Raw genomic sequence first — 14,490 nt, forward strand, 5'->3', positions numbered from 1 at the left:
ATATCGGCGCCGACCGAGTGAGCCAGGGGCATGACGATGGGGATGGTGACCGCGAAGATCCCCCAGGAGGAGCCGGTGGCAAACGCCAGCACCGCCATGGAGACGAATACCACCGCGGGCAGCAGTTGCGGTGTCATGTAGGGGGTCAGGCTGTTGATCACGTATTGCGGCAGCTGCAGCTGATCACAGACATCCTTGAAGACGAAGGCGGCGATCACGGTGCCGATGGCGGGCAACATGGTTTTGAAGCCGTCGATCATTTGCTCCATCATCTCGGCAAGGGACATCAGCCGCTGGGCCAGGTAGTAGGGAATGGTCAGCAGCAAGGTAACCAGCAGTCCCTTCCAGATGTCGATGTCGAAATAGACGGTAAAACCCACCAGCATGGCCATGGGGACCAGGAAGTTGTGCAGCTTGCCGCCGCGATCGGCCTGGGCGAACTCCTCCTCGATGGACTTGATCGCATAACTGTCCGGGGTGAGTCCGGCGTCTTGGGTGAGCTCGGCATCGCTGACCCGCATGGCGCCAACGCTGCCATGCTGGGCGCGTTGTTCGGCCCGCTTCATGGGGCCTATGGCGGGCACCACGCCCAGGATCACCAGCAGCACCATCAGCACGGCCAGCCAGGCATAGAGCATGTAGGGGATAGCCTGGAAGTAGACGTTGATCCCTTCGCCGGTGGCCGCCACGCCGTTATTTTCCAGCAGACCGCCGAAGAAGACAGCCCAGGTGGAGAGGGGCACCAGTACGCAGACCGGGGCTGCGGTGGAGTCCACCACATAGGCCAGCATTTCTCGGGAGACCTTGAAGCGATCCGTGACTCTCTTCATGGTCTCGCCCACGGTGAGGGCGTTGAGGTAGTCATCGATGAAGATGACCAGGCCCAGCACGAAGGTCATGAACAGCGAGGATTTCGGTCCCTTGGCCAGCTTGAGCGCCTGCTGGCCGAAAGCCATGGCGCCGCCGGTACGCACCAGCAGGGCGATAAGGGAGCCAAAGCTGCCACATACCAGGATCAGCCAGCCAATGGTCTCGTCCTGCATGGTGCGCAGCGAAACCTCGGCGAAGGTATCTAGGGCATCGAAGGGGTTGGCGCTTAGCAGCAGCAGGCCCGCAACCGTCCCTATGATGAGGGAGAGAATGGGGCGGCGCAGCCAGATGGCCAGTACCAGCACGACGATGGGGGGGATGAGACTCAGGGCAGTCGGTTCGGACATGCGCATAGGGTCCTTTTATCGGGACCGGCCTTGGCCGGCATACTAAAAAGAGTGCCCGGCAAGGTGATGTCGAGGGGCAATACTGCTTCTTATCGGGGTGACAGGGGAGGGGATGGGATCCCGTCGCGCAGTCACCGACTCCGGCCAAAAACATCGGCGCAGAAACTAAGGCTCATTGGGTGCTGAGTCAACCCAAAATCCGCCTAATGAGGCAAAAGTCGGCAATATGGCGGCTATCTTGGTTATTTACCGAAGAGTTACCCTTTAATTGATCCTGCCCATCGAAATAGCGGGGGCTATCGGTTAAGGTTGCATGAGATACCATCGGCGCGTCGACACTCCTGCCGGCCCTTGATGATGATCGGGTGCCGATTCCATCGGCCTTTGTCTCTCTGTTCTGGTATTACGACATCAATGCATACTAAAAAAGCACCACTTCCCGTGAGGCTCGCCGTGGCATTACGCCAATCCTGCCTGGATGAGCCTTATACACTGACCCGCCTGGGTCGCGATCTGGTGGCCGGTATTACGGTCGGCATCATCGCCATCCCGCTGGCCATGGCCCTGGCCATCGCCAGCGGCGTGCCCCCCCAGCATGGGCTCTATACCGCCATCATTGCCGGTATCGTCATCGCCCTGACCGGTGGCTCGCGCTACTCCGTCTCTGGCCCTACCGCTGCGTTTGTGGTGATCCTCTATCCGGTTGCCCAGCAGTTTGGCGTCGGCGGCCTGCTGGTGGCGACCCTGATCTCGGGTTTCTTCCTGGTCGCCATGGGGCTGGCCCGCCTCGGCCGTCTCATCGAGTACATACCGCCCTCGGTCACACTCGGCTTTACCGGGGGTATTGCCATCGTGATTGCGACCTTGCAGCTCAAGGACTTCTTCGGCCTGCAGGTGGTCGAGATGCCGGAAACCTATCTGGGCAAGGTGGAGGCGCTGATCCATGCCCTGCCGAGCTGGCAGTGGGGAGATACCCTCATCGGTGTGACCACGCTGGCCGTCCTGCTGCTCTGGCCCAGGCTCAAGCTGCCGGTGCCGGGCCATCTGCCCGCCGTACTGGTGGGGGCCGGGTTGGGTGTCGCCCTGCACGGTTCAGGTATCGAGGTTGCCACCATCGGCAGCCAGTTCCACTATCTGTTGCCGGGTGGCGGTCAGGGGGCGGGCATTCCCCCTCTGGCCCCCACTCTGCTGATGCCATGGTCCCTGCCCGGGCCCGATGGCCAGCCGGTGAACTGGGATCTGGCCGCCATTCAGCAACTGCTGCCAGCGGCATTTTCCATGGCGATGCTGGGGGCTATCGAATCCCTGCTCTGCGCCGTGGTGCTCGATGGCATGACCGGACGCAAGCACAGCTCCAACACCGAGCTGGTGGGGCAGGGGCTGGGTAATATCGTGGCTCCCTTCTTTGGGGGGATCACGGCCACTGCCGCCATTGCGCGCTCCGCTGCCAACGTGCGGGCCGGCGCCACCTCACCCATCTCGGCTGTTATCCATGCTCTGGTGGTATTGGCCGCGGTGCTGGTGCTGGCTCCCTGGCTCTCCTGGCTGCCGCTTTCTGCCATGGCGGCTCTGCTCCTGATGGTCGCCTGGAACATGAGCGAGGCGCACAAGGCGGTGGAACTCATCCGCCGTGCTCCCGGTTCGGATGTGCTGGTGTTGCTGGTCTGCCTGTCGCTCACCGTCATTTTCGACATGGTGATTGCTATCACCTTCGGGGTGATCCTGGCCTCACTGCTCTTTATGCGCGAGATTGCCAGAATGACCCTGTTGCAGGACTTGGGGCAGCACAAGCGCCATCAACATCAGGTGCCCGAACAGGGTCTGCTCTACCGCATCAACGGCCCGCTCTTCTTTGCCGCTGCCGATCGGGTATTTGGCGAATTGACCGAGCAGGTGCAGGATCACAGACTGCTGGTGTTGCAGATGGATGCCGTCTCCATCCTGGATGCGGGAGGCCTCTCGGCTTTCCTCCATTTCAAGCAGCAGATGGCCAAGGCCGGGGTGAACCTGCGCATTGCCGAGTTGCAGTTTCAACCCCTCAAGACGCTGGCGCGCGCCAAAGTGGTGCCGGTGGCAGGCAAGCTGGAGTTTTACAGCACCCTGGAGGAGGCCTTGGTGGGGGAGGTTACCCCTGCTTGATAGCGCGTGGTGAGGTGATGGGATGCGTTTTGTCATGATTTTCGCCAATTGGTGCAGATCTTGAGCAAACGGCCGTGAAGAGCAATAAATTGCGTTGACCCGCTCAGGCCCATCCCTTACATTACGCCTCGTTGTCGCGGCATTGACCGCCAACAAATGTGGTACTCAAGCACATTAAATGATGAGTAAAGTTTTGGTGCGGTGTCCGAGTGGCTGCCCACCGACGAAGTCGGAATAGAAGCACGCAACCCGTGCTCCGAAAGCTACTTCAAAGCAGTAAAAAATTTGGTGAGGTGTCCGAGTGGCTGAAGGAGCACGCCTGGAAAGTGTGTATACGGCAACGTATCGAGGGTTCGAATCCCTCCCTCACCGCCAAATATAACCCGTTGAATTTCAACGGGTTTTTTCATTTCTAGACTTACGTGATTTTTTTCCTGGATCAACTGGGTGGAACAATCATGTATCTGAGCAAAAATGCCTCCGGCACCTACTACACTCGGCTTCCCTTGCCCAAGAATTTGCGTGACCGAGGCTTGCCGTTTGCTATCCGCACTTCCCTCCTTACCAAAGAACGTCAAGTTGCCGTAGACCGTAATCTGGTGCTGGCGGCGCGTGTCCGCACCCTCATTGCGGCGACACCTGCCGATGCCACGACCCATAGTTTTCATGCCTGGATCAGAGCTGAGATCGATGCATTCAAAGCGGCGGGCTTTACCGTACCGCAATATCATGCTCTTTCTGTTGCGCTTTCGTCCGTTCCCCAGACCATCAAGCAACCCGTCGATACCTCTCCACCTACTACAGGGGTCCCCCTCAGACAGGCGCTGACGAAGTTTATTGAGAGTAAGGCCAGTGAGGGGATCCAGCATAAATCCGTCGGACAACTCCAACTGCGGGTTCAGGCGTTCGTCACTTGGGCCAAGGGGCACATGGTCGATGAGATAACGCCTGCCCTAGCTCAAGCCTTCCGTAACACTCTGCTCCGTAACGACAGTATCAGCTTCAAAACCAAATCAGATTACCTTGCCGCCACCAAGCAGTTCTTCCGCTGGTGCATGATCCTGGGCTATTGCAGCCGCAACCCGTTCGACAGCTTAACGGCGGGCAAGAAGCCAGTGAAAAAGCGGGCAGATGAAGCCAGGGTACGCTGGCATCGCCCGCAACTGGACACCCTGTTTGCGAGCCTGCGAGCCAAACAATCCCAAAAAGGCAAAAAACTCAAGCCCCAGGACTTCTGGGTGCCGCTGCTCTGCCTCTACGCCGGACTGCGCCCGTCTGAGGCATGTCAACTCAAGACCCGGAACGTCAAACAGATCGAGGGGATCTGGTGTCTGGTGGTCGAGGCGGGCGAAGAAGATCAGCAGCTCAAGACGGCCAACGCCTACCGTGATGTTCCGCTGCACAGTGCACTGATCAGACATCACTTCCTAGAGTATGTCGGCCACTGCCGTAGCCAGGGCAGCCAGTACCTGTTTGACGATAAACCCTCGGGCCAGGACGCCGACTGGTCACACAACCTGGTGTGTCGGTTCCAGCGCCATCTCACCAATGCAGGCATTGTCGGTAAGGGGCGGCCGACGATCTATGGCATGCGCCACACCTTTGTTGATGAGTTGCAGCAGGCGGATGTGGCAGAGCACATCGTGGCGGAGCTGGTAGGACACAGCAAGGAGGGGCTGACCTTTGGCCGCTACGGCAAACGGGTGAGCATTGCCCTGTTGAAAGCGAAGATCGAGTTGATACCGGCGGATCTAGTGACCGTCATTTGAAGAGAGGCCACCTGAGCTCTGGATATGTCGCTAAGCGCTGTATGTAGCGGTTAGCGCCCCTCCCAGACAGCATGACATCTGGTGCCATAGCCAGGGCGCAGGAGCCAACCCATCTCAATACGGTGGGTCGTTGCAGTACCAATTCATATCATGCGCCCATGTCAATATTAGCCCCTATAAATATTTGTAAATATAAATATTGACATCCATAAAAATGTGTGATCGAAATGTGTTGACATGGTGCTTGAACGCTCGTAACCTGCTGGCAAGAGTTAGCTGGAATGAGAGCAAATGACCTATGACAAGAACCCGCAGGCCACAGAACTAGATCGAAAAACTGTTGCAGATGCATTGACTGAAAACCTGACGATCAAGAAAAACCAGTACGCCCAATCAACATTTAAGGCCTATTATCGAAAGACAAAGCAACTTCAGACGCTGATTGGAAAAGAGCTATTGGTTACGGTCACCACGACCAAATTAGAGTTAATGATTGCCAAACTCCTTAAGAGGTATAAGGGGAATACCGTTAATCATTACCTCGATATTCTCAGGCAGGTGTTTGCCAGAGCCAAGAGTGATGGCCTGATAGCATTGAGCCCGATGGATAGCATCAAGAAATGCCGGTTTGAGATTGAAGAGCCGCAACCCTTTCTAAAAAAAGAGATAAAACTCTTGCTGCAACGGCAAGAAAGCAATCCGATTGAAGTGGCATTAATCCAATTAGGGCTTGCAACCGGATTGCGGATCAGTGAATTACTGGCTGTGAGCGTTGAAGCATTTGATCTAGACAAACGGATCTTGACGGTAGATCTCGCGTTGGTTGATGGTGCTTATAAGACGCCAAAAACCAAAGGATCGCTGCGGAAGATTGAGCTGACTGAACAGGGAATAATAGCCGCACGTATCTTGATAGCACAGGCTAGCCATCGTAGGCCCAGATCGATCACGGTAACCCAGACAGATAATCGCACTAAAAAGATAATTAGCCGTACCTTGGTAGCCTATAACCGCCCAGCAAGGCGACCCTACGCCTCGGTTGACGAGTACAGGGAAACATTTTTTCAGCCGCATTGTGACCTGGTGGGTGTCAAATACCGTGGACCATCTCAGCTGCGCCACACCTACGCGAGCCAACTGTTGTCTGCTGGCGTGAACGTAGAGTGGATTGCCCGGCAAATGGGGCACAACGGGACTGCGATGATCGAGCGCCACTATGGTCGATGGTTGACCGAGGATGCGGCTGACTTTGGTGCCAAAGCAGAAGTGGCCCTACACGATTGTATTCATGGTGATGATCCCGGACTGGTTGAGGCATCCAAATCCGTGCCAGCCATATTACCACCTGTTGATTTGAATGCACTGATGGCTAACCCACAGATGCACCAGCAATTAATGGCGTGGCTACAACAGGCACTGAGCAATACGGTAGTGACGGGCAACAGAATTTAACAAAATAAACAGAATTTCCAGCAGCCAGAATATTGGTTGTACGGATAGTTGTAGGCAGAATTTGTACGGCATCGTATCAGGCAAAAGCACATGGATAAAAAGTGTGTTTTTGACAAATCGTTTTTTGGCGAAAAGTAATAAGAGCAAGGTCACTCCTACACCGTACAAATTGCGTTCCGCAATGTACGGTGTACGGAGCCTTGCCATGGCTGTCGCCCTGGACCTACCTGGGCTGCCGCCCAGACCCGCTAAATAAATATATAAATTAGAGCTGTTCAGCAGCCAGGAGACAATACGTGGGAAAAGAAAATAAAAAATTAAGGAATAGCAAAAATAACACTTTACGTGAGGAGCTTACAAGAGATCCTGATCTCATGCTGCTCATTGAAAGGGCCGTTATCAGGTGCATCAATGACGATGTCGCTGTCACTATTAACGGTATAGCTAGAGATGTAAATATGGATACAGACATCGTTCGACAAATGTTGCCGAGTTTTACAGAGATCCGGGATCATCGAATCGAGCTACGCTGCACATATGAGGAAAAACGTCGTTGGGAGAAAAAGGCTAAAAATGCAAAAGTCACTGTATCGAGGTTAGCATCTCAATCTCTCACAAAATTGAAAATCGTCATTTCTCCAGCAGAAACATTACGCGACACAATAAATAATCTTATTGCGCAACAGACCGGGTTTTATAACAATTTCAATCAGCTGGTAAAATGGTGTAATTCCCATAAGGGCGATGTAAATCTACTTTTTATTTTATGCGAACTCAGGGAACTAGAAAAACAACATAAAGAGCAGGTTGATAAAATCAACGAGATGTTATCACCACAATTAACACAGCCATCTCGTGTTATACGCCATGACAAAAGCGATACTGCGACCCCAGACACTACATGGTCACACTCAGGTGAGGATGACGAGGATGCAGTAGAGGTAAATCCAGCATTAATCGAGAGTGAGTATGAGGAGCATGAGCTATGGCGGTGATTAGATTTTTTGCAACCAATGGGCATCGCCAGACTAAATCCAGCGCCCCAATAGATTACCTACTGGGTATCTACAGCGCTCTGACTCCGCAACAAAAAAATGAGCGTAGTACAATCGCTGATGCGATTAGGGTTGCTCGTGATAAAAATGACGCTCCATTGGTTCATCGGTTGAACCAACAACTGAGACTGATCCATGGTGTACAACGGACTCCACCACCTGAGCTGTTGGCTGGAAATCCACGAGACATTACTTATGCAATCGAGATATCGCCACATAAATATAAATACACCAGCGGTGTCATTGCACATGCAATTGAGGACAACCAGGCGCTGAGCTCCAATCCTGATATTGCTCAGGAATTTCGTGCATTGATGGAGGAGCTGGTTTTTGCTGGATTACCCATAGAGGACAGGATGATCTTGTGGGTACAACATACGCATGAACAAAATCTGGAGAATCATTTCTTAATCCCACGGATTAATCTTCGCACTGGAAAATATTTCAACCCTCACCCACCAGGTGCGGAAGGAGATTTTAATGCGATCCGCGATTACCTCAACCTGAAACATAACCTCGCACGTCCAGATGATCCGCAACGCCAGAGGCTGACAGGAACAATACCACGGTACAGTAAAAATGCGGACTTGATTGCAGCGTTATCTGATGCGGTGCAGTTACGGGTAACTCAGGGTCAGTTATGTAACCGACAAGCTGTGATTGATTGGCTGGAGCAACCTCAGACTCGACAAATCTATGGTATTAGCGAAGTCGAGGCTAAAAAGGATTACATACGGATTGTGCCAGAGGGAAAGATCAAGGCTTTTCGGCTGAAAGGACCTTTATTTAGCCGTGCGTTTACCAGTATTGATGTGGTGAGACCGACGTTGACGATAACAACGCCTCCACAACCGTCGTTGGATGCACTCTGGCAGCAGATTGAGGAGCGGATAGCCAAACGCCGGGCCTTCAATCAGAGCCGCTATAACGTCACTGAGACGCTGCACCCAATGCCCTCTCCGAGGCCTGTGAGACGACCGACAGGTATGGCCGCAGTGATAACCCAGAGACATCGCAAACAGCCAACAAATGCTCTTTTTTGGCAACAGCAGATGCAGCTATATGCAGGTTACACACTGACCCCAATTAACCCTGAGGGAACCCTAACAGTAGACACCGAAAAGGCATTAATTCAACTGCTGATGAAAATTTTGAGCGCTATTTTAGCATTACTAGGAGTGAATCATGAATTTAGAGAAACAATTATTAGAGTTGCTCAGTTTTATCAACACCGAGCAGATGAGCTCGATAGCAACACTCAGGGAGCAGGTTCAATCGCAGCATGTCACACAGCAGCAGATAATGAACGACCATCAGGTCTTGCTGACCATGGTGCAGCATTTGAACACGCATACCAGCGACAGCAACGTCTCTGCCGAGAACTCCATTCATCAGATGAGCGTTTCGCTCGAACAGTTGCAGGAGCAGGTTCAGACCTTGAGCGGCTCCGTAGAGAGTACGCAGAGGTCGGTGAGATTGCTACTCGAGGTCTTAGAATCATAATGGATAACCCTATATTAGCAGCCAAAAAAATTGCACGTTTCAGGATGAGGCCTGGAGAGTATGCATTAAAATCTCAGCATGAGCACTCTGGCCAGAGGACTGCACGTCATGAAATGGATTCAGATCTTTCTTTGTAAAATATTCTGAATGGCGTTTGTTTTTTATATTTGCGGAACATCATCAATACAAGATTACTTGCAATGTTTATCTTTATAAATAGCAATAATTAATATCTACCATTGATTTATAAAAACAACAAATAATAATAACTTTTTTGGGAGGAGTATGTATGCTCCAGAATAGAATGTTAGCTTGGGGGGTTAGTGAGGGGCGGATTGCCAGTGAGCAAAAACCGATTTGGTTGTTGGACGAACTGATTGAGCAGGGTGATCAGTGGATCATCAATGGCGCCCCCAAATCTGGTAAATCGCTGCTCGCAACGCAGCTCGCATTGGCCATCGCCAGTGGAGGACAGTTCCTCAACTGGAAGAATAAAAATCCAGCACGAGTGTTGTATATGGATTTTGAGCTAAAAGATCGGTTGTTTTGGAAACGCTTTTTAACCATGACAGCACATAATAATGTGACTGACCAAACAATTGAGCGGAATTTTTTCCGGTGTGGTGATTTCCAGACAACGGATGTATTGGATCCTGTAGAGGCGAAAAAAATGATCTCCATCGTGAATGAGATCCAGCCTGACCTGATTATTTGGGATGTACTAGCTAGGATGCATACAGCGGCGGAAAATGATAACGGTTTGATGGGGCAGGTAATGCGGTCCATCAGAAAAATTAGCCGCTCCGCTGCACATATTGTTGTGCATCATGCCAGAAAATCTTCACCAGGAGCTGAGAACTATAATGCAGGTGCTGCTGGTATCAGAGGGGCATCATCCATTCATGGTGAGGCTGATGGGGTTATGTCACTAGCATTACGGGATGGGCAGGGGGCTAGATTCAGCCTCAGATTTAGTTCGAGAGCGGTTGAAACTCCTGATGAGATTTTATTAAACCGAACAGAACATCTGATATTCGTCAGCGCGAATGATAGTGATAACAGCACATTATTAACTTCCCTCAAAAAAGCTCTGAGTGGGCATACCTCTGTATCAGCAGCCGAGTTAGTGAACTCCTTTTGTGCAGAATTTTCCATACAGGAACGGCAGGCAAAAAACTATATCAGAAAATGCGTATCAAATACTTGGATTCGGCGGGAAAGGAGGCCGGATAAAACGTATGAGTACATCGCCACAGATTTACTCACTGATGTATCAGTCTAAACACACAATCTCTACCATCTGGATGCAAGAGTGTAATGAACCTCTATCTATAAATAGATTGCATCCAGAATTACCCCCCTTACATATCCCCCTTTCATGCACAAGAGCGCCTAGTGCTGATTTTAGACATTGCATTTAAAATGTATTATGATGCTAAAATAAACAATTGAGCCTTTGTTTTCAAAATAAAATATGAATCACATTGAAAACAACTAGAACATGTCATTCAAGCATTGATGTCATTCTATATGCAGGAATTCGTCTGTTTATGTTCTGTTTAAGCCTCGTGTCTATTAAATCGAACGGCAAAAATGTTTTTATTTATATTGCTCTGCGAGCATATTATCCACATGTAATGACTACCGCATTAGCGATATTTACCATCCCATCCACATCCATTCTGTTTATGGGCATGTTATAGGTCAAATATCGTTCAGCTAACACTCAAAAAGAGCAAAAAGCAACCAAGGGCAAAATTTGTACAATTATTTTTTCAATAAATAATCCCTTAGAAATCAATGACATGATCCATTTATGTCGCTTGACAGATGGCAGTCTCTCGGTTTACCGTGGGCTCATTCCTCGTAATTCACTAGCGTCCTACTGCGGAGAAATCTTATGGATGTTCAAATGACGGATGAAGAACTCATGGATAAAGCCGTTGATGCACTTGTCAATGCTTTTATTGTGATGTTTCGTTCGGTCGGCTATCCAGTCAGACCGTTGTATTACTCAGAAGGGGGGATCACCTTGGAGATCCGAGTGCCACCAACACTCCCTGATTTTATAATGAAAAAATACCCACGGTTTAGGGATGGATTCAGGGCGTGTCCATCAATAGAGTTGATCGGAATACCATATGAATGGCAGGGGTGTGGATTTTTCACAAAATTAGTTAATGCACTAGGTGCTGAGCCTAGTGTTGAGTGCGTCTGTATCTCATGCGTGACTAACGAGGTATTCTCACAGAAACTACAAAACAACCCTGAGTGGGAGCTTTTATATTATAGCGAATTATTTGATGTGAAAGGATTTTATAAGGTATTTAAGAGAGATTGACTATTCTAAGTTTCATTTCAACTACTTCATGTAGCGTCATCAAGCATGCTCGATAAAAGCTATTTTATCAGCAGCAATCGTCAAGCGCACAAATATCTTTCTCCTATGCATTTTGCGGACCTACCCGTTGAGGTGTTGTTATAGCGCCGCAGGTGGCTCAATAATCGACTTTATGCAGGCACAGCATAGTCGGTAGCACCTTAAGTTAAAGGTTAGCCAGCGTGCGTTGCCGCATGCAATTGCATGCGGCATCTATTCCATTAGTTCAAGCCTACCTACCTATTTCATTGCAATAACATCAACGTCAGTCGGCAAGAGAGTAGTCCATAATGCGGAGATTAATACCGCGTGCAGGTATATATGAAAATATTAGAAAAATTATTATTAGGTTCATTTTCAATTATCTGTTGAATCATCTTAATAAGCCTGATAGCCTGTTGCTGAAATAGATTGCAGGGTGTTTTATGGATGAGGAATATAATAAAAAACTAATGATGGCCACTCAATCATTTAAAGATAGGGCATCAGGGAAAGCACTGCCGGATGGTGAAATGAATTCAGACAGGATATTTATCCTTAGCCCTACAGAACGGCGAGCCTGCTGCCGTGACATAGTGCCTGGAAACCAGCGGTTCTCGTTGAGCTCAAAGAAGCATGCCTGCTCAAAAAGACACATAGCAGCCCTATTTCGTATTGAGTTAATTGATTTTGAGAGTGAGTTTAGGAAAATTAATCGCCGCAAGAACATAAAACTAACCCAGCTCAAAGGAGGTGCTAACAGGGAATAAGTGTCACCTGCCACACACGAAGTTTTAATTTATTTAATTAAACACACAGGCGTTTCTATTTTTACGTCTGGAGCCTATTCACATCTTCCCTTGAAGGGAAATGGAGTAAATAATGAAAATTTTTGACGATCTTTTTAGGCGTATTGAAAAGCACAACGGCACTCGTTCAAGCGCTTTGCTTGCTCAAGCGATGGCATCTGCTTGCAGCGATCGCTACACTGTCTCATTAGCGTCGGTCTGTGCAGTTTTGGATTCTCAGAGTAAAGAGGTGTTTGACCGCCTGGTTCGGATTGCTCAGGAGCCCGATTTCTCCAATGCCGACCAGGACCGGGCCCTTGATAAGCTACGTGCTCTCGGTTTTATCGACTGAGTGAGGATCCTGATTACCCATTAATGATAGTCACATGGATCGATACTTTTATACACAGTTAGTTATACAGGACCTTAAGAGGATATAGCATTTAACATCCTTCTAAGGTCCTGTTCTGCATTAATTTCCTTCGCCTAATTCGACGAGCATTTTTGCCAAGGAAACAACGGGCTATGCCAGCCAACCCCTTATTTTATTCGGCGCACGATGCGCGACCACGGGCAATAACGGGAACCTTCACTTCCGCTATTTTCGTCGCTTTCAAGGTCGATATGCGGCGTTATTACCCAAATCAGCTATCTGGACGTAACTTCCCCAGTCCCAGGTGACAGTTACACTTGGGGCTGCCTAACGGGCAGACCAAGAGCGCACAGTTTGTTCATGGCACACACATAACCCATGACTTCACCTACTTGCCCGTTATATTTGCGCAGACTCAGCTTCTCTGTCATCAGCTGCTTGAACCGGCCTTGTTGAACAAATCCGGGAACTATCTGGTGACTCTATGATCTGACCTCCTAAATAACTGATCCCAATAGTGCTACACCTTCGCTGTGCCATAGCCATTCCCCGGGAAAGGAGACACTGTGTTCATGAAGTGTTTCACTCGGGCCAGCAGACTGGCCATTCCTCTGCATTGATGATTGCGCGTGATGGTTTCATGTAACTTGTGCCACAGCCGTTCTATGTGATTAACCCAAGGGCTGTAAACTGGCTGGAATACCATGCAGAACTTGGGATTCTTCTTCAACCATCGCTCGGTCTGCTTGCTTTTGTGAATGATGTAGTTATATCGAGGATCAGCGTGATGGTTTTGGCTCGTCGGTAGTGGTGACGCAGCTTTTCCAGCATGGCGATAAACAGCGATGAGTTTTTCTTTATCCCGCTGACGTAAAGCACTCTTCCGTTGCCTGCATGGAGAACGCCTGCCAGGTAATGTTTGGCGTTCTGTCCCGGTGTGACAACCCGCTTTTGCTGCGCTCTGAACATCCAGTCGGCCCCTAATTTGGGATTGAGGTCTATATCGACTTCATCCTCATAAAACACTGGATTAGCGGTATCACAGCGGGCCAGCGCAGCGTCGATATTCGCCATTTTCTCCTGATAGGCTGGGTCTTTTATCCGCAAGGTCGGCACGGGCCTGCGCCAGACAATACCCATGCGAGGTAACCATCGACGAAGTGTGGAGGCGGCCACATTGAGCCCTGTTAACCGATTGATTTTGATAGCCAATAGTTCGGTACACCAGCGGCTGCGCTGATAACCAAAATCTTGCGGAGAAAACTGCATGAGCAGCACCAGTAAGGTGACTATCTTGGCGATAGGTAAAACTGGGGCACGGCCAGCCGGTAAGGCTTCCAAGGCGCCCACGCCTTCATCCCGATACCACCGAAGCCAACGACCGATGGTCGAGCGAGCAGCGCCGGTAAGGTGATGAACATCAGTGATTGTGCGTCCTTCATGTAACAGCAAGATGGCCATCAAGCGACGAGCATGTCCTTTATCACGGGTGGCATGGATGATTTTGTGAATGCGGCGCCGTTGTGGTCGTGGCAGGGGTGGTAGGATAGGTATCAACTCAGTCCTTTGGGTGTGGCTTGTTTTGTTTGGCGACTAATGAGATCGCACAAACTGGACTGAGTTCCCTTCCTCCAGTGATCTACTATTCGGAACAGCTATTTAGGTGCTCAGGCAAGATTTTTCGCAGAGTATTTAACCCCCCGAAGCAGTTGAAGTGAGTACGTGGTATGGCAATATGTCTGCCATCCAAGCGCCAATAACTCTGATCGTCGTCAAAAAAATTCAAAATCTGCACGTTAGATGACACTTTTTTCAGCAAGGCTGGTCGGTATTTG

Annotated in this window: 10 protein-coding genes, 1 tRNA gene and 2 pseudogenes; 10 read left to right on the top strand and 3 right to left on the bottom strand. The window is 50.1% G+C overall.

Translation table 11 applies throughout. From position 1 onward, the window contains the following. Positions 1-1,217: Na+/H+ antiporter NhaC family protein (locus G113_RS03395; RefSeq protein ID WP_005893563.1), on the bottom strand; the 1,217-nt coding region annotated here is incomplete at its 3' end. A 414-nt stretch (positions 1,218-1,631) separates the two neighbouring features. Here G113_RS03395 and dauA point away from each other — a divergent pair. The 10 genes from dauA to G113_RS03445 all read left to right on the top strand — a co-directional run bounded on the left by dauA (position 1,632) and on the right by G113_RS03445 (position 12,634). Beyond that, complete coding sequence (gene dauA, locus G113_RS03400) at positions 1,632-3,356, top strand: C4-dicarboxylic acid transporter DauA (protein ID WP_040318864.1); 1,725 nt, start codon at positions 1,632-1,634, stop codon at positions 3,354-3,356. A 287-nt stretch (positions 3,357-3,643) separates the two neighbouring features. Then, positions 3,644-3,731 (top strand) — tRNA-Ser (locus tag G113_RS03405). Positions 3,732-3,814: 83 nt separating this feature from the next. Then, a complete protein-coding gene (locus G113_RS20915; protein ID WP_148140660.1) occupies positions 3,815-5,125 on the top strand; it encodes a site-specific integrase in 1,311 nt (436 codons plus the stop codon). A 291-nt stretch (positions 5,126-5,416) separates the two neighbouring features. Further along, positions 5,417-6,577 carry a tyrosine-type recombinase/integrase gene (locus tag G113_RS03415; protein ID WP_005346570.1) on the top strand — a complete coding sequence of 387 codons (1,161 nt, stop codon included), beginning with the start codon at positions 5,417-5,419 and terminating at the stop codon, positions 6,575-6,577. Positions 6,578-6,873: 296 nt separating this feature from the next. Continuing rightward, positions 6,874-7,572 carry a plasmid mobilization protein gene (locus G113_RS03420; RefSeq protein ID WP_040318865.1) on the top strand — a complete coding sequence of 233 codons (699 nt, stop codon included), beginning with the start codon at positions 6,874-6,876 and terminating at the stop codon, positions 7,570-7,572. Beyond that, a complete protein-coding gene (locus G113_RS20385; RefSeq protein ID WP_083940346.1) occupies positions 7,563-9,272 on the top strand; it encodes a relaxase family protein in 1,710 nt (569 codons plus the stop codon). Before G113_RS03420 ends, G113_RS20385 begins: the two co-directional genes overlap by 10 nt. Positions 9,273-9,424: 152 nt before the next feature. Continuing rightward, positions 9,425-10,417, top strand: coding sequence for an AAA family ATPase (locus tag G113_RS03435; RefSeq protein ID WP_005893576.1), 993 nt, complete (start codon positions 9,425-9,427; stop codon positions 10,415-10,417). Positions 10,418-11,047: 630 nt separating this feature from the next. Beyond that, positions 11,048-11,476 carry a hypothetical protein gene (locus tag G113_RS03440; RefSeq protein ID WP_005893577.1) on the top strand — a complete coding sequence of 143 codons (429 nt, stop codon included), beginning with the start codon at positions 11,048-11,050 and terminating at the stop codon, positions 11,474-11,476. Positions 11,477-11,940: 464 nt separating this feature from the next. Continuing rightward, entirely contained in the window at positions 11,941-12,264 is a 324-nt protein-coding gene (locus G113_RS20920; RefSeq protein ID WP_139039450.1) for a hypothetical protein, read from the top strand. A gap of 112 nt (positions 12,265-12,376) precedes the next feature. Next, positions 12,377-12,634 carry a hypothetical protein gene (locus G113_RS03445; RefSeq protein ID WP_005893578.1) on the top strand — a complete coding sequence of 86 codons (258 nt, stop codon included), beginning with the start codon at positions 12,377-12,379 and terminating at the stop codon, positions 12,632-12,634. A gap of 332 nt (positions 12,635-12,966) precedes the next feature. Here the strand turns inward: G113_RS03445 and G113_RS20925 are convergent. Then, positions 12,967-13,101, bottom strand: a pseudogene (locus G113_RS20925) (IS5/IS1182 family transposase); the annotation flags it as partial. Positions 13,102-13,175: 74 nt separating this feature from the next. Beyond that, a pseudogene (locus G113_RS03450) lies at positions 13,176-14,209 on the bottom strand (IS630 family transposase). Between the last annotated feature and the right edge of the window lie 281 nt (positions 14,210-14,490).

The sequence above is a fragment of the Aeromonas molluscorum 848 genome, assembly GCF_000388115.1.
In the GTDB taxonomy this organism is placed as follows: domain Bacteria; phylum Pseudomonadota; class Gammaproteobacteria; order Enterobacterales; family Aeromonadaceae; genus Aeromonas; species Aeromonas molluscorum.